General features: G+C 71.0%; 15 protein-coding genes. 10 read left to right on the top strand and 5 right to left on the bottom strand.

The annotated features are described in order from the left end of the window. Window positions 1-3: 3 nt before the first annotated feature. The 8 genes from metH (at window position 4) to ACGFIM_RS30815 (ending at window position 11,007) form a co-directional block, all read left to right on the top strand. Complete coding sequence (metH, locus tag ACGFIM_RS30850) at window positions 4-3,468, top strand: methionine synthase (protein WP_393207278.1); 3,465 nt, start codon at window positions 4-6, stop codon at window positions 3,466-3,468. A 109-nt stretch (window positions 3,469-3,577) separates the two neighbouring features. Continuing rightward, a complete protein-coding gene (locus ACGFIM_RS30845) occupies window positions 3,578-4,222 on the top strand; it encodes an HAD family hydrolase (protein WP_393207275.1) in 645 nt (214 codons plus the stop codon). A 100-nt stretch (window positions 4,223-4,322) separates the two neighbouring features. Then, entirely contained in the window at window positions 4,323-4,820 is a 498-nt protein-coding gene (locus ACGFIM_RS30840; RefSeq protein WP_393207272.1) for a cellulose synthase, read from the top strand. Window positions 4,821-5,058: 238 nt separating this feature from the next. Then, complete coding sequence (locus tag ACGFIM_RS30835) at window positions 5,059-6,051, top strand: ABC transporter permease (RefSeq protein ID WP_364065427.1); 993 nt, start codon at window positions 5,059-5,061, stop codon at window positions 6,049-6,051. Between the two features lie 50 nt (window positions 6,052-6,101). Continuing rightward, window positions 6,102-7,862 (top strand): ABC transporter substrate-binding protein, encoded by a 1,761-nt coding sequence (locus ACGFIM_RS30830; protein WP_393207269.1) that lies wholly within the window; start codon window positions 6,102-6,104, stop codon window positions 7,860-7,862. An 87-nt stretch (window positions 7,863-7,949) separates the two neighbouring features. After that, entirely contained in the window at window positions 7,950-8,963 is a 1,014-nt protein-coding gene (locus ACGFIM_RS30825) for an ABC transporter permease (protein ID WP_393207266.1), read from the top strand. Continuing rightward, the gene (locus ACGFIM_RS30820; RefSeq protein WP_393207263.1) at window positions 8,960-9,985 is read left to right on the top strand and encodes an ABC transporter ATP-binding protein; all 1,026 of its coding nucleotides are present in this window, start codon (window positions 8,960-8,962) and stop codon (window positions 9,983-9,985) included. The genes ACGFIM_RS30825 and ACGFIM_RS30820 overlap by 4 nt, the downstream gene beginning before the upstream one ends. 32 nt (window positions 9,986-10,017) lie before the next feature. After that, the gene (locus ACGFIM_RS30815) at window positions 10,018-11,007 is read left to right on the top strand and encodes an ABC transporter ATP-binding protein (RefSeq protein WP_393207790.1); all 990 of its coding nucleotides are present in this window, start codon (window positions 10,018-10,020) and stop codon (window positions 11,005-11,007) included. Window positions 11,008-11,074: 67 nt separating this feature from the next. Here the strand turns inward: ACGFIM_RS30815 and ACGFIM_RS30810 are convergent, their stop codons facing one another. The 3 genes from ACGFIM_RS30810 to ACGFIM_RS30800 form a co-directional block, all read right to left on the bottom strand. Then, on the bottom strand, window positions 11,075-11,758 hold the full coding sequence (locus ACGFIM_RS30810) for a response regulator (protein WP_393207260.1): 684 nt from the start codon (window positions 11,756-11,758) through the stop codon (window positions 11,075-11,077). Then, the gene (locus ACGFIM_RS30805; protein WP_393207787.1) at window positions 11,755-12,924 is read right to left on the bottom strand and encodes a sensor histidine kinase; all 1,170 of its coding nucleotides are present in this window, start codon (window positions 12,922-12,924) and stop codon (window positions 11,755-11,757) included. Before ACGFIM_RS30805 ends, ACGFIM_RS30810 begins: the two co-directional genes overlap by 4 nt. A gap of 87 nt (window positions 12,925-13,011) precedes the next feature. After that, entirely contained in the window at window positions 13,012-13,872 is an 861-nt protein-coding gene (locus ACGFIM_RS30800) for a RecB family exonuclease (protein ID WP_393207257.1), read from the bottom strand. 111 nt (window positions 13,873-13,983) lie between these two features. Here ACGFIM_RS30800 and ACGFIM_RS30795 point away from each other — a divergent pair, with 111 nt between their 5' ends. Together ACGFIM_RS30795 and ACGFIM_RS30790 are read left to right on the top strand one after the other, a co-directional pair. Then, window positions 13,984-15,120 (top strand): site-2 protease family protein, encoded by a 1,137-nt coding sequence (locus tag ACGFIM_RS30795; protein WP_393207254.1) that lies wholly within the window; start codon window positions 13,984-13,986, stop codon window positions 15,118-15,120. 345 nt (window positions 15,121-15,465) lie between these two features. Continuing rightward, window positions 15,466-16,950 (top strand): FHA domain-containing protein, encoded by a 1,485-nt coding sequence (locus tag ACGFIM_RS30790; protein ID WP_393207251.1) that lies wholly within the window; start codon window positions 15,466-15,468, stop codon window positions 16,948-16,950. Between the two features lie 392 nt (window positions 16,951-17,342). On the opposite strand, the gene ACGFIM_RS30785 is transcribed toward ACGFIM_RS30790, so the two are convergent. Next, window positions 17,343-18,485: a sugar nucleotide-binding protein gene (locus ACGFIM_RS30785; RefSeq protein WP_393207248.1), complete on the bottom strand. Its 1,143-nt coding sequence runs from the start codon at window positions 18,483-18,485 to the stop codon at window positions 17,343-17,345. A 288-nt stretch (window positions 18,486-18,773) separates the two neighbouring features. Then, window positions 18,774-19,277: a hypothetical protein gene (locus ACGFIM_RS30780; RefSeq protein ID WP_393207245.1), complete on the bottom strand. Its 504-nt coding sequence runs from the start codon at window positions 19,275-19,277 to the stop codon at window positions 18,774-18,776. Between the last annotated feature and the right edge of the window lie 158 nt (window positions 19,278-19,435).

Here is a 19,435-nt window from a genome sequence, read left to right as displayed (position 1 = left end):
CTCATGAGCATCTCCCCGTCCTTTCGCGAAGTGTTGTCCCAGCGCGTCATCGTGGCCGACGGGGCCATGGGCACGATGCTCCAGGCGCAGGACCCGACGCTCGACGACTTCGACGGTCACGAGGGCTGCAACGAGGTGCTCAACGTCACCAGGCCCGACATCGTGCGCGGCGTCCACGACGCCTACTTCGCCGTCGGCGTCGACTGCGTCGAGACCAACACCTTCGGCGCCAACCTCGCCGCGCTCGGCGAATACGACATCGCCGGCCGCGTCTACGAGCTGTCCGAGGCCGGCGCCCGCATCGCCCGCGAGGCGGCCGACCACTGGGCCACGCCCGACCAGCCGCGTTTCGTGCTCGGCTCCATGGGGCCCGGCACCAAGCTGCCGACGCTCGGCCACCTGCCGTACGCGAGCCTGCGCGACGCCTACCGCGACAACGCCGCCGGCCTGATCGCGGGCGGCGCCGACGCGCTCATCATCGAGACCTGCCAGGACCTGCTCCAGGTCAAGGCCGCCGTCGTCGGCGCCAAGCGGGCCATCGAGGCGGCCGGCCGCGACGTCCCGATCATCGCCCAGGTCACCATCGAGACCAACGGCGCCATGCTCCTCGGCTCCGAGATCGGCGCGGCGCTCACCGCCATCGAGCCGCTCGGCGTCGACGTCGTGGGGCTCAACTGCGCGACGGGCCCCGCCGAGATGAGCGAGCACCTGCGCTACCTCGCCCGCCACTCGCGGCTCAAGCTGTCCTGCATGCCCAACGCCGGCCTGCCCGTGCTCACCGCCGACGGCGCCCGCTACCCGCTGACCCCGGAGGAGCTGGCCGGCGCCCACGACTCCTTCACCCGCGACTACGGCCTGTCCCTGGTCGGCGGCTGCTGCGGCACCACGCCCGAGCACCTGCGCCAGGTGGTCGAAAGGGTGCGCGGCAGGCGGCCGGCCGCCCGCCGCCCCCGACCCGAGCCGGGGGCCTCCTCGCTCTACCAGACCGTCCCGTTCCGGCAGGACACCTCCTATCTCGCCATCGGCGAGCGCTGCAACACCAACGGCTCCAAGGCCTTCCGCGAGGCCATGCTGGAGGGCCGCTGGGACGACTGCGTCGAGATGGCCCGCGAGCAGGCCCGCGGCGGCGCCCACATGCTCGACCTGTGCGTCGACTACGTCGGCCGTGACGGCGTCTCCGACATGAAGGAGCTCGCCTTCCGCTTCGCCACCGCCTCCACGCTGCCGATCATGCTCGACTCCACCGAGCCCGCGGTGCTGCAGGCGGGCCTGGAGATGCTGGGCGGCCGCGCCGCCGTCAACTCCGTCAACTACGAAGACGGCGACGGCCCCGACTCCCGCTTCCAGAAGATCATGCGCCTGGTACGCGAGCACGGCGCCGCCGTGGTCGCCCTCACCATCGACGAGGAGGGCCAGGCCCGCACCGCCGAGCACAAGCTGCGCGTGGCCACCCGGCTCATCGAAGACCTCACCACCAACTGGGGCATGCGGGTCGAAGACGTCATCGTCGACTGCCTGACCTTCCCCATCGCCACCGGCCAGGAGGAGACCAGGCGCGACGGCCTGGAGACCATCGAGGCGATCCGCGAGCTCAAGCGCCGCTACCCCGGCGTGCAGACCACGCTCGGCGTCTCCAACATCAGCTTCGGCCTCAACCCGGCCGCCCGCATGGTGCTCAACTCGGTCTTCCTCAACGAGTGCGTCAACGCCGGGCTCGACTCCGCCATCGTCCACGCCTCCAAGATCCTGCCGATGGCGCGCATCCCCGACGAGCAGCGCCAGGTCGCGCTCGACATGGTCTACGACCGCCGCCGCGAGGGCTACGACCCGCTGCAGCGCTTCATGGAGCTGTTCGAGGGCGTCGACGCCGCCGCCATGCGCGCGGGCAAGGCCGAGGAGCTGGCCGCGCTGCCGCTGTGGGAGCGGCTCAAGCGCCGCATCATCGACGGCGAGCGCAAGGGCCTGGAGGCCGACCTCGACGCCGCGCTCGCCCAGCGGCCCGCCCTGGAGATCATCAACGACGTGCTGCTCGACGGCATGAAGACGGTCGGCGACCTCTTCGGCTCCGGGCAGATGCAGCTGCCGTTCGTGCTCCAGTCGGCCGAGGTGATGAAGGCCGCCGTCGCCTACCTCGAGCCCCACATGGACCGCGTCGAGGGCGAGACCAAGGGCCGCATCGTGCTCGCCACCGTCAAGGGCGACGTGCACGACATCGGCAAGAACCTCGTCGACATCATCCTGTCCAACAACGGCTACCAGGTGATCAACCTCGGCATCAAACAGCCGGTCTCGGCCATCCTGGAGGCCGCCGACGAGCACAAGGCCGACGTCATCGGCATGTCCGGGCTGCTGGTCAAGTCGACGGTCATCATGAAGGAGAACCTGGAGGAGATGAACTCCAGGGGCCTGGCCAAGCGCTACCCCGTGCTGCTCGGCGGCGCCGCCCTGACCCGCGCCTACGTCGAGCAGGACCTCGCCGAGCTGTTCGAGGGCGAGGTGCGCTACGCCCGCGACGCGTTCGAGGGGCTGCGGCTGATGGACGCGTTCATGGCGGTCAAGCGCGGCGAGAAGGGGGCGACGCTGCCGCCGCTGCGCGAGCGGCGCGTCAAGACCGGCGCCACGCTCGTCCGCACGCCCGTCGAGGAGCTGCCGGCCCGCTCCGACGTCGCCACCGACAACCCGGTGCCGACGGCGCCCTTCCACGGCGACCGCGTCGTCAAGGGCATCTCGCTGGCCGACTACGCCGCCTTCCTCGACGAGCGCGCCCTGTTCCTCGGCCAGTGGGGGCTCAAGCCCACCAGGGGCGGCGACGGGCCCGGTTACGAGGAGCTGGTCGAGACCGAGGGCCGGCCGCGGCTGCGCATGTGGCTCGACCGCATCCAGACCGAGGGGCTGCTGGAGGCGGCCGTCGTCTACGGCTACTTCCCGTGCGTCTCCGACGGCGACTCGCTGATCATCCTCGACGAGTCCGGCGGCGAGCGCACCCGCTTCACGTTCCCGCGCCAGCGCCGCGACCGCCACCTGTGCCTGTCCGACTTCTTCCGCCCCAAGGACAGCGGCGAGACCGACGTCGTCGGCTTCCAGGTCGTCACCATGGGCGCGAAGATCAGCCAGGCCACGGCCGAGCTGTTCGCCAAAGACGCCTACCGCGACTACCTCGAGCTGCACGGCCTGTCGGTGCAGCTCACCGAGGCGCTGGCCGAATACTGGCACGCCCGGGTGCGCGCCGAGCTCGGCATCGGCGGCGACGAGTCGCTCGACGACATGCTCAGGGTCAACATCCAGGGCTGCCGCTACTCGTTCGGCTACCCGGCCTGCCCCAACCTGGAGGACCAGAAGCAGCTGTTCGAGCTGCTCGACCCCGAGCGCATCGGCGTGACGCTGTCGGAGGAGTTCCAGCTCCACCCCGAGCAGGCCACCTCGGCGCTCGTCGCCCACCACCCTGAGGCGAAGTACTTCAACGTCTGACCGCCCGGTCCCGTCTCGCGCCGGCATCGGGCGGTTCGCCGTGCGCGCAGGGCGGCGCGTCAGCCACGTCACGCCCACGAACCGCCGACTGATCGGGGGGAATCCATACATGGACGCCGTCTTCTTCGACATGGACGGCCTGCTGGTGGACAGCGAACGCGTCTGGCTGGAGATCGAGACCGGGGTGATGGCCAGGCTCGGCGCCGCCTGGACGCCCGAGCACCAGGCCAACCTGGTGGGCGGCTCCATGGAGCGCACCGTCGGCTACATGCTGTCCGTCTCGGGCGCCGGCGTGCCGCCGGAGACCATCCGCAAGTGGATGATCGACGGCATGGTCGCCAGGCTGCAGGACGGCGTTCCCGTCATGCCCGGCGCCTCCGAGCTGCTCGACGCGCTGCGCGACGAGGGCGTGCCGGTGGGGCTGGTCACCTCGTCGGTCCGGCCGATCGCCGACGCCGTGCTCAAGAGCGTCGGCAGGGAACGCTTCGACCTCGTCGTGACCGCCGACGACGTCACCCGTACCAAGCCGGACCCCGAGCCCTACCTGACGGCGGCCCGCCGGCTCGGCGTCGCGCCGGCGCGCTGCGTCGTACTGGAGGACTCGCCCAGCGGCGTGGCCGCCGCCACCGCCGCCGGCTGCGCCGTGGTGGCCGTGCCGAGCCTCGTGCCCGTCGAGGAGGCGCCCGGCAGGCTCGTCGTGCCGTCCCTGACCCAGGTCGGGGTCGCGGACCTCAGGGCACTTCTGGGGTCATAGGGACGTTCCCCTAGGGGAGAAGTGGTTCTCGCGGAGGAGGCGTGGACGCCTCCGCGTGCCAGGATGGAATGCACGAGCCACCGACTAGGGGACGTCTGACATGGAGACCTTCAACGCGATCGCCTGGCTGCCGCTGTGCGCGGGAGTGACCATCGCCGGGCTGGTGCTGGCCTTCCTGGCCTTCCGCCGCAGAGGCGCGGCCGCCGGCATGCGCGTGACGGCGTGGGCGCTGCTGCCGATGGCCGCCTACCTCACCGGCGCGTTGCAGTCGCTGTGGACGATCGGCACCACCGCGGTGCGCTTCGTGACCGGCCTGGTGTTCAACCCCTCGGTGTGGGCGGGTGTGGCGGTGGCCGGGCTGTCGGCGGTGCTGTTCGTGGTGTCGGGCGTGATGCGCGGCAGGAAGCTGGCAGGGGCCCGCAAGAAGCAGGGCGGCGAGTCTGCGCAGGCGGGAGCCGCCGCGACGGCCACGCGGCCCGCCCAGCAGGCCACCGCGCCCACCAAGCCGCAGCCCGCCGTGAGCCCCAAGAAGACGAGCTTCGCCGACGACGACTTCTCCGACATCGAGGAGCTGCTGAAGCGGCGCGGGATCAGCTGAAGCCGGCGCGCCGCGCGGCTGTGTCACGGTTCCGAGACGGAACCGGAACGCGCTCTAGACAAACGGTTCAAGATCGATACGAATGAGTTTCGCAACAATCACAGATTAGCCACATCGCGCCTGGAGGGACTAGTCAGTGCAGCTCAGGCCATAGATTCTGCCTCCTGAGGTCGCGTCATGCGGTCTGTAGTTCACTACGCAGAGACTGCGTCGTCTTGTCAGCAGGGGGCAGTACGGAATGACCGCACCGCTTGACGTTCCCGGTTCCACAGCCGAGGCGAACCCGGAGGCTGTGCTCACCGGAGCGGGCAAGTCCATCCAGGGCCGTTCTCTCACCCGGATCGCCTGGATGCGGCTGCGCCGCGACAAGGTCGCGCTCGGTGGCGGCATCGTCGTCATCCTGCTGATCCTTGTCGCGATCTTCCAAGGGCCGATCATCAGCGCGTTCGGCCACCCGCCCCTGGAGTTCCACCAGGACCAGATCGACCCCAACACGCTCCTGCCCAAGGGCGCGTTCGGCGGCATGAGCAGCGAATACCTGCTCGGCGTCGAGCCGGTCAACGGCCGCGACATCTTCAGCCGCATCGTCGCGGGAGCCTGGATCTCGCTGCTCATCGGCTTCCTCGCCACCATGCTGTCGGTGATCATCGGCACCACGCTCGGCGTCATCGCCGGATACTTCGGCGGCTGGGTCGACCAGATCATCGGCCGTCTCATGGACGTCTTCCTCGCCTTCCCGTTGCTGGTCTTCGCCATCGCGCTGGCCGGCGTCATCCCCGACAAGGGATTCGGGCTGGAGGGCAACGGGCTGCGCATCGCCATGCTGATCTTCATCATCGGCTTCTTCAGCTGGCCCAGCATCGGCCGCATCGTCCGCGGCCAGACGCTGTCACTGCGCGAGCGGGAGTTCGTCGACGCGGCCAAGAGCCTCGGCGCGCGCCACGGCTACATCCTCTTCCGCGAGGTGCTGCCGAACCTGATGGCGCCCATCCTGGTCTACGCGACGCTGCTCATCCCGACCAACATCCTCTTCGAGGCCGCGCTGTCGTTCCTGGGCGTCGGTATCAACCCGCCCACCCCGACGTGGGGTGGCATGCTCTCCGAGGCGGTCCGCTTCTACACACTGCCCCACTTCGTGCTCTTCCCGGGGCTGGCGATCTTCATTACGGTCTTGGCGTTCAACCTGTTCGGCGACGGGCTGCGGGACGCCTTCGACCCTCGGGCGCACTGAGTTCCGCCAACGCTTCATCCCCCGCATCTCACTCACCAAGGGGTTAGTCAATGAGAAGGAAACACGCACTGGCCGGAGCCGCGACAGCGGCCGCCCTGGTGCTCTCCGCCTGTGGCGGCGGAGGCGGCAACGCCTCCCAGCCCGCCCAGTCGGCCTCTGGCGGTGCCGCGCAACCCGCGTTCAACGCCGCTTTGACCCAGGTCTACAACCCGTCCACCAAGAAGGGCGGGACGCTCAAGGCGGCCCACTCATCCGACTGGGACAGCCTCGACCCGGGCGACACCTACTACGGCTACTCGTTCAACTTCGGCCGCTTCTACTGGCGGACGCTGACGACGTACAAGCCGGGCCCCGGCCCCGAGGGCAACACCGTCGTCCCCGACCTGGCCGAAGGGCTCGGCCAGCCCAGCGACGACGGCAAGACCTGGACGTACAAGCTCAGGAGCGGGCTGAAGTTCGAGGACGGCACGCCGATCACCGCCAAGGACGTGGCCTACGCGGTGGCGCGCTCCTTCGACAAGGAGACCTTCCCGCACGGTCCCTCCTACCTCAACGAGCTGCTCGACTGGCCGAAGGACTTCAAGGGCGTCTACAAGACCCCCGACGTCGACTACAGCTCCGCCGTCGAGGCGACCGACGACACCACCGTCGTCTTCCACCTGAAGAAGCCGTTCGCGTCGATGGACTACATCGTCCAGATGCCGATGACGGCTCCGGTGCCGAAGGACAAGGACACGGGCGCCAAGTACAAGGAGCACGTGATCTCCTCCGGCCCGTACAAGTTCGAGACCAACGAGATCGGCAAGCGCTTCACCCTGGTCCGCAACGACCAGTGGGACCCGTCGACCGACCCGATCAGGCCCGCCCTGCCGGACCGCATCGAGGTGCAGCTCAACGTCAACGCCGACGACCTGGACAACCAGCTCATCGCCGGTGACATCCACCTCGACATCCCCGGCACCGGCCTGCAGCCCGCCGCGCTGGGCAAGGTCCTGCCGGACCCGCAGCTCAAGGCCCGTACGGACAACCCGACGATCCCCAGGCTCTGGTACGTCTCGGTCATCCCCGACACGGCGCCGCTCGACAACGTCGAGTGCCGCAAGGCCGTCATGTTCGCCGCCGACCGAGTCGCCAACCAGACCGCCTACGGCGGCCCGCTCGCCGGTGGCGACATCGCCACCAACGTGATGCCGCCGCCCATCGTCGGCCAGGAGAAGTTCGACCTGTACGCCAGCCCCGACAACAAGGGCGACGTCGAGAAGGCCAAGCAGGCCCTCGCCGCCTGCGGCCAGCCGGACGGCTTCTCCACCACCATGACGTACCGCTCGGACCGCCCGCGTGAGAAGGCGCTCGCCGAGGCCATGCAGCAGGCCCTGGCCCGGGTCGGCATCAAGCTCACCCTCAAGGGCTTCCCGGCCTCCAGCTACTTCTCCGACTACGCCGGCAACGTCGACTACGTCAAGAAGAACGGCATCGGCCTGGCCACCCACGGCTGGGGCGCCGACTGGCCCGACGGCTACGGCTTCATGCAGGCGATCGTCGACAGCCGCACCATCCGCAAGGCCGGCAACTACAACCTCAGCGTCAAGAACGAGGAGGTCGACAAGCTGATCGACCAGGCCTCCGCGGAACTGGACGCGACCGCCCGCGGCAAGCTGTGGGTCGAGGTGGACAAGAAGGTCATGGAGGACGCGTCCATCCTGCCCGTGGTGTGGGCCAAGTCCCTGCTCCTGCGCGGTGAAGGCGTGACGAACATCGCCTACAACGAAGGCCAGAGCATGTACGACTACATCTTGCTCGGCGTCGAGTGACCAGGCGAGGTTCGGGGATCTAACGAAGGCAGGTGAAGGCAGGAGTGGCCCGCCCGCCAGCGCGGGCGGGCCACTCGGCCGGTAGCGGTGGTCACATACATCATCAGGCGTCTGATCGGCGCGATCGCCATGCTCATCCTGATCAGCATGGTCACGTTCGGCATCTTCTACATCGTGCCGCAGTGGGCCGGGGCGACACCCGAGGCCCTCGCGTCGCGCTACGTCGGGCGGGCGGCGACGCCGGAGACCGTCCACCTGGTCGCCGAGCGGCTCGGCTTCTACGACCCGGTGGTCGTGCAGTACGGCAGGTTCATCAAGGGCCTGGTCGCCGGTGCCGAGTACGACTACGGCGCGGGCGTCGAGCAGTGCCCCGCGCCCTGCTTCGGCTACTCCTTCATCAGCGGCCAGCCCGTCTGGCCCGACCTGCTGGACCGCATGCCGGTCACCTTCTCGCTGGCCATCGGCGCGGCCGTGCTGTGGGTCGTGGGCGGCGTCAGCATCGGCGTGCTGTCGGCGCTGCGCAGAGGCAGCTTCTTCGACCGGCTGTCCATGGGCACCGCCCTGGCCGGCGTCTCGCTGCCCATCTTCTTCACCGGCATGATCTCCCTGGTCGTCTTCAGCTACGGCCTGGGCTGGACGCCGCCGGGCGGCGCGTGGACGGACTTCACCGAGAACCCGGCGCAGTGGGCCTACAACCTGCTCCTGCCGTGGATCACGCTGGCGTTCCTGTTCGCCGCCACGTACGCGCGGCTCACCCGGGCGGGCATGCTGGAGACGATGGGCGAGGACTACATCCGCACCGCCAGGGCCAAGGGCCTGCGGGAGAACCAGGTGGTGGTCAAGCACGGCCTGCGCGCCGCGCTCACCCCGATCCTGACCCTTTTCGGCATCGACTTCGGCCTGCTCATCGGCGGCGCCGTCCTCACCGAGACCACCTATACTCTGCCCGGCCTCGGCCAGTACGCCATCCTGGCGATCAGAAACCAGGACCTGCCGCAGGTCATGGGTGTCGTGCTCGTCGCCGCGGGCTTCGTGGTGGTCGCGAGCTTGGTCGTCGACCTGCTCTACGCCGTGGTCGACCCGAGGGTGAGGTTGGCATGAGCTTCCTTGAGGTCAAGGACCTGAAGATCCACTTCCCGACCGACGACGGTCTCGTCCGCTCCGTCGACGGGCTGTCGTTCAGCGTCGAGCGGGGCAAGACCCTCGGCATCGTCGGCGAGTCCGGCTCCGGCAAGAGCGTGACCAGCCTCGGCATCCTCGGCCTGCACAAGGGCGGCAGGGCCCGCATCTCCGGCGAGATCTGGCTCGACGGCGAGGAGCTGATCGGCGCCTCCGCCGAGCACGTGCGCCGGCTGCGCGGCAAGAAGATGGCGATGATCTTCCAGGATCCGCTGTCGTCGATGCACCCCTTCTACACCGTCGGCGACCAGATCATCGAGGCGTACCGGATCCACAACGACGTCTCCAAGCAGGTCGCCCGCAAGCACGCCATCGACATGCTCGGCCGCGTCGGCATCCCCGAGCCGGCCAAGCGCGTCGACAGCTACCCGCACGAGTTCTCCGGCGGCATGCGCCAGCGCGCCATGATCGCCATGGCGCTGTCGTGCGACCCCGAGCTGCTCATCGCCGACGAGCCGACCACCGCGCTCGACGTGACCGTCCAGGCGCAGATCCTCGACCTGATGCGCGACCTGCAGCGCGAGTTCAACTCCGCGCTCATCGTCATCACCCACGACCTGGGCGTGGTCGCCGAGCTGTCCGACGACATCCTCGTCATGTACGCCGGCAAGTGCGTCGAGTACGGCAGCACCGAGGACATCTTCTACCGCCCCGAGCACCCCTACACCTGGGGCCTGCTGGGCTCCATGCCGCGTCTCGACCGCGAGCCCACCGAGCGGCTGCTGCCGATCAAGGGCTCGCCGCCGTCCCTCATCAACGTGCCGCCGGGCTGCGCGTTCCACCCGCGCTGCCCGTACGCCGAGCGCACCAAGGGCAAGGCCACGACCGAGGTGCCGGCCCTCGCCGAGACCGAGGGCGGCCACCTGGTGCGCTGCCACATGAGCAGGGACGAGCGGCAGAGCCTGTGGGCCAACGAGATCAAGCCAGTGCTGGAGACCCAGTGAGCGACAACGAGCTGCTTCTTTCCGTGCAGAACATGGAGAAGCACTTCCCCGTGACCAAGGGCCTGTTCAAAAGGCAGGTCGGCGCCGTCAAGGCGGTCGACGGCATCAGCTTCGACGTGTACAAGGGCGAGACGCTCGGCCTGGTGGGGGAGTCCGGCTGCGGCAAGTCCACCACGGGACGCCTGGTCACCCGCCTGCTGGAACCCACCGCGGGCAAGGTGATCTTCGAGGGCCAGGACATCACGCACATGAGCCAGGGCAAGCTCCGGCCGCTCCGGCGCGACATGCAGATGATCTTCCAGGACCCGTACTCGTCGCTCAACCCCCGCCACACCGTCGGCGCCATCGTCGGCGCGCCCTTCCGCATCCAGGGCGTGCGCACCGAGCACGGCATCAAGAAGGCCGTCCAGGAGATCCTGGAGATGGTCGGGCTCAACCCCGAGCACTACAACCGCTACCCGCACGAGTTCTCCGGCGGCCAGCGGCAGCGCATCGGCATCGCCCGCACGCTCGCGCTCAAGCCCAAGCTGATCATCGCCGACGAGCCGGTCTCCGCGCTCGACGTGTCGATCCAGGCGCAGGTCGTCAACCTGCTCGAAGACCTCCAGCGGGAGCTGGACCTCACCTACGTCGTCATCGCCCACGACCTGTCGGTCGTCCGGCACATCAGCGACCGCGTCGCCGTCATGTACCTGGGCAAGATCGTCGAGGTGGCCGACCGCAAGCGGCTGTACAACTCGCCGATGCACCCGTACACCAACGCCCTGCTGTCGGCCGTGCCCGTGCCCGACCCCAAGGCGCGCAAGGAGCGCGAGCGCATCCGGCTCAGCGGCGACGTGCCGAGCCCGCTCAACCCGCCGCCCGCCTGCCGCTTCCACACCCGCTGCTGGAAGGCGCAGGAGATCTGCAAGAAGGTCGAGCCGCCGCTGCAGGAGCTGGCCAGCGGCCACCAGGTGGCCTGCCACTTCCCGGAGAACGCCCCCGAGGCGCCCGCCGCCGCTGCGGCGCCCGCGAAGGACTGATCGGCCGCCCGCGGACGCGCCGGGCGCCGCTCTGCTCCCAGGAGCCGGCGCCCGGCGCTCCGGCGTCTCAGGAGATGGCGCCCGGCGTGATGAGGCCCGTCTCGTACGCCAGCACCACGGCCTGCACCCGGTCGCGCAGCCCCAGCTTCGTCAGCACGTTGCCGACGTGCGTCTTGACCGTTGTCTCGCTCACCACGAGCTTGGCCGCGATCTCGGCGTTGGACATGCCCCTGGCGATGAGCCGCATCACCTCGAGCTCCCGCTCGGTCAGCCGGTCCAGCCGCGCCGGGGCGGCCTGCTCGTAGGCGGGCGGCAGCTTCGTGGCGAACCTGTCGAGCAGCCGCCGCGTCACGCTCGGCGCCACGATCGCATCGCCCGCCGCCACCACCCGGATCGCCTGCACCAGCTCGTCGGGCGGCACGTCCTTCAGCAGGAACCCCGACGCCCCCGCCCGCAGCGCCTCCACGATGTACTCGTCGAGGTCGAACGTGGTCAGCACCAGCACCTTCGGCACATGCGCGGCAGGGGCCGCCTCCCGCACGATCTTGCGGGTCGCCTCGATGCCGTCGACCCCCGGCATCCGGATGTCCATCAGCACCACGTCGGGCAGCAGCGCGCGGCACTGCTCCTGCGCGTCCTTGCCGTCGCCGGCCTGCCCCACCACCGTGATGTCGGGCTCGGCCTCGAGGATCAGGCGGAAACCGGTGCGCAGCAGCGGCTGGTCGTCCACCAGCAGCACTCTGATCGTCATTGGCCGTCCTTCAACGGGAACCTCGCCCGCACTTCGAAACCGCCCCCCGGCAGCGGACCGATGTTCAGGATTCCACCATAGAGCGTGACACGTTCGCGGATGCCCACCAAGCCGTGCCCCGGGGGCTCGCTCTGGTCGTCCTTGACGCCCACGCCGTCGTCCTCCACGCTCACGTCCAGCTCGCCCGGCAGGTAGCGGACCGTCACCGTCGCCTTGGCCCCCGGGCCCGCGTGCCGCAGGCTGTTGGTGAGCCCCTCCTGGACCAGCCGGTAGGCCGCCAGGTCCACCCCCGCGGGCAGCGGCACCTCGGTGCCCTCCACCTGCAGCCGCACCGGCAGCCCCGCCTCGCGCATCTGCTCGACCAGCGCGGGCAGGTCGCGCACGGCCGGCTGCGGCCCCAGCTCGGCCTGCCCGTCGGTGCGCAGCACGCCCACGATGTTGCGCATCTCCGTCATCGCCAGCCGCCCGGTGTGCTCCACCGCCGACAGCGCCTCGCGCGCCAGCTCGGGATCGGTCTCCAGCACCCGCCGCGCCGCCGCGGCCTGCACCGTCATCACGCTCACGTGGTGCGCCACCACGTCGTGCAGCTCGCGGGCGATCCGCGAGCGCTCCTCGGCCCGCGCCGCCCTGGTGTCGGCCGCGTGCGCGCGCTCCAGCCGCGCCGCCCGGTCCTTCAGCTCCTCCAGGTACGCCCGGCGCAGCCGCAGGCTCCTGCCCGCGCCCCAGACCGCCACCAGCACCACGACGACGATCAGGTACTCGTTCCAGCCGACCGGGCCGACCGGGCCCGCCGCCGCCCCCGTCAGGTACGCCGCCAGCGCCACCACCAGTCCCACCAGCGAGATCGCCAGCCCCCGGTGCGAGGCCACCGAGTACAGCAGCACCATCCCCGACAGGCTCGCCGTGCCCGTGCCGTAGCCGAGCCCGCTCAGCACCGCCTCGGGCGCGAGCCCCGCCCACAGCGCGCTCAGCGGCCAGCGCCGCCGGACCGCGATGGGCGCGCACGACAGCACCACCAGCGCCACCCCGAGCGCGTCGGGCGCCCGCATGCCGTGCACCGGCAGCCCCTCGGCCAGCCGCTCGGGCCCGTACAGCACGAACAGCGAAACGGATGCCGCGGCCACCACCACGGCCAGCACCGCGTCGTGGAGCCTGCTTTGATCCATCCGCACCGCTTCACTGTAAGACCAGGTGAGAGCCCGCAACCTCCTCCCCCGGGAGGATTAGCCCGTCATCCGGCCGGTGCCGCGCGGTCAGAGCTCATCGGTGGCCGAACGCCTGGTGCTGCGCACGGTGTCGCCCGGCTGCCGGTCGGGCACCGGGGGAGGGGTGCCGCCGAACTCCGGGCACAGCGCCTGATGGTCGCACCAGTCGCACAGGCGGCTGCGCCGCGCCCGCCACTCGCCGGTCTCCAGGGCCCGCTCGATCGCCGCCCACAGCGCCGTCACCTTGCGCTCGGTGGCCAGCAGGTCGGCCTCGTCGGGCGCGTACCGCAGCACCTCGCCCTGGCCGCCCAGATAGACCAGCTGCAGCAGCCGCGGCACCTGGCCGCGCAGCCGCCACAGCACCAGCGCGTAGAACTTCATCTGAAACAGCGCCTTGGCCTCGAACTCCGGCCCCGGCGCGCTGCCCGTCTTGTAGTCGACCACCCGGATCTCGCCGGTCGGCGCCACGTCGAGCCGGTCGACGTAGCCGCGCAGCATCAGCCCGCCGTCGAGCACCGCCTCGACGTACAGCTCACGCTCGGCCGGCTCCAGCCGCGTCGGGTCCTCCAGCGTGAAGTAGCGCTCCAGCATGGCGCGCGCCTGCGCCAGCCACTCGGCCTGCTCCGCCTCGTCGGCGAACATCTCGGCGTATCGGGGCTCCTCATCGAGCAGCCGCCGCCACTGCGGCTCCAGCAGCTCCAGCGCCGCCTGGACCGAACGCCGCGGCGCGGGAAGGTCGTACAGACGCTCCAGCACCGCGTGGACCACCGTGCCGCGCACCGCCGCCTGCGACGGCTTCTCGGGGAGCTGATCGATCACCCGGAAGCGATAGAGCAGGGGACAGGTCATGAAATCGCCTGCCCGGGACGGGGAGAGAGCTCCGATGATCACCGGCTCGGTCAAGGTCATGCACCGCACTCTAGGTCAAGACGCCGACAGAATAACCTTCGTGCCACGAGGATCACGTGATCCGGCGCGTAGCATCAAGGCAGCAACAGCACGTTTGGGACGAGGAGTGCGGTGAGCGAGCAGAGGCCGCGACAGGAGTTCTCCGGCCTGCCCATGGGCAGGCCCTTCGGCATTCCTGTGTACGTCTCCTGGACCTGGTTCCTGGTGGCGGGGTTCATCACCATCATGTTCGGGCCGCAGATGCGCCAGATGCTGCCGCAGCTCGACGAGTTCGCCGCCTACGGCGTCGCCTTCCTCTTCGCGGTCCTGCTGTACGTCTCGGTGCTGCTGCACGAGCTGGCGCACAGCGTGCTGGCCAAGGCCTACGGGCTGCCGGTGCGCCGCATCACGCTCTACCTCCTCGGCGGCGTCTCGGAGATCGAGAAGGAGCCGCCCACGCCCGGCAAGGAGTTCATGGTGGCCGCCGCGGGTCCCATGCTCTCGCTGGGGCTGGCCGGGCTCGGCCTGCTCGCCGACGTCTTCCTCATCAACGGCGGCGGCATCCTCGAGGTGCTCACCTGGCAGCTGTGGTTCGCCAACCTCATCGTCGGCGTCTTCAACCTGCTTCCCGGCCTGCCGCTCGACGGCGGCAGGATGCTGCGCGCCGGCGTGTGGAAGGTGGTGGGCAGCCCGGGCTCCGGCACCGTCGTGGCCGCCTGGGGCGGGCGGGTGCTGGCCGTGCTGCTCATCGCCTTCCCGCTGGTGACCGCGATGACGAGCGAGCGCCCGTTCGACCCCGTCGACCTGCTGTGGCCGGTGGTCCTCGCCTCGTTCATCTGGACGGGCGCCACCCAGTCGCTGCGCGTCGCCAAGATCAAGGAGCGGATTCCGCAGGTCAACGCCCGTACGCTGGCGCGCAGGGCGATCCCCGTCACCGCCGATACGCCGCTGTCGGAGGCGCTGCGCCGCGCCGCCGAGGCGCGCGCGGGCGCGCTGGTCGTGGTCGACCACGAGGGCAGGCCGCTGGCGATCGTGAGCGAGGCCGCCGTCCAGGCCACCCCCGAGCACCGCCGCCCGTGGGTGAACGTTGCCTCGCTGGCCAAGACGCTCGAGCCCGCCATGATCTTGAACGCCGACCTGGCGGGCGAGGCCCTCATCGAGGCCATGCGCGACGCCCCGGGCAGCGAGTACCTGCTGGTCGAGCGCACCGGGGAGATCTACGGCGTGCTCGCCACGTCCGATGTGAACAGGGTTTTCATCGGCGTCTGATATGTCCCACTCGTTTAAGCGGCTGGCCATGGATAGGGTCGTGCCCAGCAGTTTCGCGCCGGCTCACCGCCGGTCCCCGTGCGATTACTGCGATGTGACGACTGGCCGATAGTGTTCTGTTTGGCCAAACTTGCACACTTAAGAGGTTTGTTGCGGCCCACCGGTTCATCGAATCGAGACGACGGGGCCGCGACACGGCCTCTGCGTCTGGGTATGCGTATGGCTGGTGGCCAGCACGGCAGTGCGGGGTGCCGTAACATCGCCGGCTTCCGGGGAGGAGAGTTGAGTGACCGAGCGCAGCGAGGGCACCAATGAGCGCAGCACGGTCGTCTTGAGGGAGGACGCATGACCGACCATGGATTCGGAGTGGTGCGTCCGCTTCCTGGAAACGGGCTCGTCGCCTACATGGGCGGGCTGCTGCTGGTGTGCGACTCGGGAGAATCCGCCGCCGACGCGCTGATCGAAGCGCTCCGCGAGACCGCCGGATCCGGCGGCGACGGCCGCGCGCTGGCCCGCAGGGCCGCGCAGGTCCTGGCGGCCAACATGGCGGGCGACCCCGCCACCTGCGCCGTGGCCGGACCGGTCGGCGACGGCGTCGCCGTCCTCGTCAGCGGATCCGCATCCGCCACCGTCACCACCCAGGGAGGCGAGACGCGCCTGGCCGGCAGCGACAGCCTCACCTGGGCCGACCGCCTCGTGAGCGGCCCGGTCGAGCGCGTCGAGCTCACCCTGCCCGGCGCGGGCGGCCCCCACCATGCCGTCCGCTTCGACGGCGGCGTCGTCCACGGCGGCGGCATCATCGGCGACCTCACCGACCAGCCGCGTCAGGCCGCCCCGGCCAGGATGCTGACCAGCGAGATGCCCGCCACCGGCCTCCACATGGAGCCCGACCTCATCCAGCCGCCCGCCCAGCAGCCTGCCGAGCAGCCCCAGCCCCAGCCCCAGCCTGCCGAGCAGCGGCCCCCCTACCCGCTGGCCGACCAGCCGCCGGTCACGCCCGGCCCGCCGTCGGGCCCCCAGCCGGCGCCCGCCGAGCAGCCCCCGTACCAGCCCGAGCCCGCCTACCAGCAGCAGGACTCCGGCTATCAGCAGGAGCAGCCGGCCTACCTCACGCCGCCTGAGCCGCCCTTCCAAGGTCAGGAGCAGCAGCCGCCCCAGCCCGAGCAGCAGCAGCAGTTCCCCACCTTCGACGAGCCGCAGCCCGCCGCGGGCAACGGCTCGGGCGACCACCCGGCGCCCCAGCCCATGGGCCCGCCGGACCACTTCGACCAGCCGGCGCCGCCCGTGCTCGGCACCCCCGAGCCCTACGACCAGTCCGGCCAGCCGCCGCAGCAGGAGCAGCCCGAGCCCGGCGACCGGCCCATGGTCTACGGCGTCGACTGCAAGAACGACCACTTCAACGACCCGCGCTCGCCCTACTGCGCGGTCTGCGGCATCGCCCTCGTGCAGCGCACGCTCGTCCCCTACAAGGGCCCGCGCCCCTCGCTCGGCGTCCTCATCCTCGACGACGGCACCACGCTGCCCCTGGAGACCGACTACCTGCTCGGCCGCGACCCCGAGCGCGCGCCCGAGGTGGCCGGCGGCAGCGCCAGGCCCGCCAAGGTCACCAGCCCCGACGGCTCGGTCTCCCGCCGCCACCTGCGCGTCGCCCTCGACGGCTGGGACGTCAACCTGGTGGACCTGGGCTCCGTCAACGGCACCCAGATCCAGCCGCCCGGCGACCCCAACTTCTACGACATCCCGCCGAACGAGCCCGTCACCATCGCCCCCGGCACCACCGTGCGGGTGGGCGTCTCCCGGACCCTCCGCTTCGAGGCGCACCGGGGCTAGCCTTCCGACGCGAACGCCCGCGTCCCGCGCGCTGAGCGCGCCGGGCGCGGGCGTTGGCGCTTTCCGGCCCTTTTCCGCTTCCCGGCGCGGTCCTGCCGCTTTCCGACGCGGGCCGTGCCTTTCGGCGCGACGCTCGTGGTGGCGTGGTGGCGTGGTGGCGTGGTGGCGTGGTGACGAGGTGGCGTGGTGACGAGGTGGCGTGGTGACGAGGCGGTGTGGTGACGAGGTGGCGTGGTGACGAGGCGGCGCGGCGGCGGGGGCGGCGCCGCAGGCGGGCCGTCGTCCCACGCCCGCATCCCCGCGACGCGCCGCGACGTCGCGCTGCGGAGCACGCGCAGTGCCGGGTGATGCGGCGAGGTCAGGAGGCGGGCGGGGTCAGGAGCCGGGCGGGGTCAGGAGGCGGGCGGGGTCAGGAACTCCGAGGCGGGGCGGAGGCGGGTGCGAAGCCTGCGGCGGGTCGCCGAGCAGTCCAGGCGCACCTCCAGCGGGCCGCGCACCCCGCAGGCGGCGCGCAGCCCCGGGCGCAGGCGCTCCTCGCCGAGGCCGTCTCTGCGGGCGATGAGCAGGCCCAGCTCGTAGCGGCTCAGCGCCTGCGGCCCGGCCACGTGGTGCACGCCGGGCAGGCCCCGCTCGGCGATCTCCAGCAGCGCCGCCGCCAGGTCCGAGACGTGGACGGGACACCGCACGTCGTCCGTGAACAGCACCCCAGAGGCCGCGCCCGTCGCCAGCGAGCGCACGAACGCCTCGTGCGCCGACGCGCCGTGACCGACGATCAGGGACGTCCTGACGACGGCCGCCTCCGGCACCAGGGCGCGCACGGCGGTCTCGGCCGCCGCCTTGGCCGCCCCGTACGGGTTGATCGGGTCGGGCGGGCAGGTCTCGTCGTAGGAGGGCGCGTCGCCCGAGAAGACGGCGTCGCTGGAGACGTGCACCAGCCGGCCGCCCGCGGCGGCGACGGCGGCCGCCACGTTCGCCGCGCCGTCGGCCGTGGCCGCCCAGTCGCCCGTCCGGTACGCCGCGTTGATCGTCACATCGGGACGGAAGCCGCCGATCACGCCCATCACGTCCGCCCGCGACCGCACATCCACCCGGAACCACTCACCCGGCCCAGGCCCGCCTGCCGCCACCGTTTCTGGGCCCGGCCTACGGGCTTCCGGGCCGCCGCCCGCCGTGACCGCCCTGAGGCCCGATCCGCCGGTCTCCGGAGATCCGCCCGTTGCGTGCGTCTGTGGGTTCGGTTCGCTGGTTTCTCGGTGTTCGCCCGTTGCGTGCGTCTGTGGGTTCGGTTCGCTGGTTTCTCGGTGCTCGCCCGCCGCGTCCGTCTGCGGGCTCGGTCCGCCGGTCTCCGGGCGCCCGCCCGCGTCCCGCGCGGACCGGTCCGCGCAGCCCGCCCACCCGGGAAGCGACGGCCCGGCGCCGGACGCAGCGGGCGGGGTCGAAAAGCGGGTCGCGGCCACCGTGTGGCCGCGGGCGGCGCAGAGCCGTACCAGCTCGCCGCCGAGAAAGCCGCTGCCGCCCACGATGAGCACTCTCATGGGCGGTCACGCTACAGCCACCGCGGGGCCCTTGGAGCCGTGCCGCGGGCCGGGCCGGGGGCCGGATCCCCGGGCGCGGACGGGGATCCGGCGGTCGCGGGGGAGGGGCGAATCGGCCGGCGGAATTCGCACTCCCGGAAATTCGAATAAAACCCGTGCACTCAATGGAAATCGACGATCTTTCGCTCGCGGAATGGGATTGGCGGCGCCTTGTGCGGGGAAAAGTGCCTGCGAACCGGCCGTCCGCATCCGGGTGATCCGGCCCGTCCTCAAGAGCGCCGCCGGAGATCAGCGCGGAGCCGGCCGGAAGGCGTGGACGCCGCGTAACAGCCGCACCGCCGCGTCCATCCCGCTGGCCGCCTCCAGGGCCCTCCCGGCGGCGGTGGCGTACCGGCTCAGCAGGTGCTCGTCCGCGTCGCAGAACTCCCGTCCCGCGACCCACACGTACGCGTGGTCGCATGCCGCCGCCGGCACGGGCTCGGCCAGGAATATCGGCTCGCCCACCGTCCGGTCCGCGGAGAGCCGGAGGGCCGCCGCCGAGGCGGCCAGCTCCTTCAGCACGCCCGACTCGTGCAGCCAGGGGAGCAGGCGCAGCGGGTCGCCGGGCGGCCCGTGCACGTGGACGCAGCACGCCTCCTCCCGCAGCGGGTCCACGCGGACGAACCCGGCGTACGTGGTGCCCGCGACCGCGGCGGCGGCGCGCGCCAGCCGATCGATCAGGTCGGTGAGCTCCACGCCGGAGAACACGGTGATGAGCTCGCGCACGGCGATATCGACACGGTTGTATGGCATCGCGGTGCTCCCTCGAGGCGGGGAGTGGGCGAGATCGCACGGCCCGTTCGCGCGGAACTCGCCCGCGGGGTTCCCTGACTATCGCCCTCGATGCGGCCCTTGACCAGCCCTCAAGAGGAAATCTGGATTTTTGTCCGCTCTTGACACCTTTTCCGTCG

This window comes from Nonomuraea sp. NPDC049309 (genome assembly GCF_043196965.1).
Taxonomy (GTDB): Bacteria; Actinomycetota; Actinomycetes; order Streptosporangiales; family Streptosporangiaceae; genus Nonomuraea; species Nonomuraea fastidiosa.
The sequence above is the reverse complement of the archived record's forward strand: the minus strand, read 5'-3'. Positions and strand labels throughout refer to the sequence as shown.

Coding starts and splice junctions, on each gene's coding strand:
- metH (WP_393207278.1), top strand. CDS start 4: ATGAGCATCTCCCCGTCCTTTCGCGAAGTGTTGTCCCAGCGCGTCATC.
- ACGFIM_RS30845 (WP_393207275.1), top strand. CDS start 3,578: ATGGACGCCGTCTTCTTCGACATGGACGGCCTGCTGGTGGACAGCGAA.
- ACGFIM_RS30840 (WP_393207272.1), top strand. CDS start 4,323: ATGGAGACCTTCAACGCGATCGCCTGGCTGCCGCTGTGCGCGGGAGTG.
- ACGFIM_RS30835 (WP_364065427.1), top strand. CDS start 5,059: ATGACCGCACCGCTTGACGTTCCCGGTTCCACAGCCGAGGCGAACCCG.
- ACGFIM_RS30830 (WP_393207269.1), top strand. CDS start 6,102: ATGAGAAGGAAACACGCACTGGCCGGAGCCGCGACAGCGGCCGCCCTG.
- ACGFIM_RS30820 (WP_393207263.1), top strand. CDS start 8,960: ATGAGCTTCCTTGAGGTCAAGGACCTGAAGATCCACTTCCCGACCGAC.
- ACGFIM_RS30815 (WP_393207790.1), top strand. CDS start 10,018: ATGGAGAAGCACTTCCCCGTGACCAAGGGCCTGTTCAAAAGGCAGGTC.
- ACGFIM_RS30810 (WP_393207260.1), bottom strand. CDS start 11,758: ATGACGATCAGAGTGCTGCTGGTGGACGACCAGCCGCTGCTGCGCACC.
- ACGFIM_RS30805 (WP_393207787.1), bottom strand. CDS start 12,924: ATGGATCAAAGCAGGCTCCACGACGCGGTGCTGGCCGTGGTGGTGGCC.
- ACGFIM_RS30800 (WP_393207257.1), bottom strand. CDS start 13,872: ATGACCTTGACCGAGCCGGTGATCATCGGAGCTCTCTCCCCGTCCCGG.
- ACGFIM_RS30790 (WP_393207251.1), top strand. CDS start 15,466: ATGACCGACCATGGATTCGGAGTGGTGCGTCCGCTTCCTGGAAACGGG.
- ACGFIM_RS30785 (WP_393207248.1), bottom strand. CDS start 18,485: ATGAGAGTGCTCATCGTGGGCGGCAGCGGCTTTCTCGGCGGCGAGCTG.
- ACGFIM_RS30780 (WP_393207245.1), bottom strand. CDS start 19,277: ATGCCATACAACCGTGTCGATATCGCCGTGCGCGAGCTCATCACCGTG.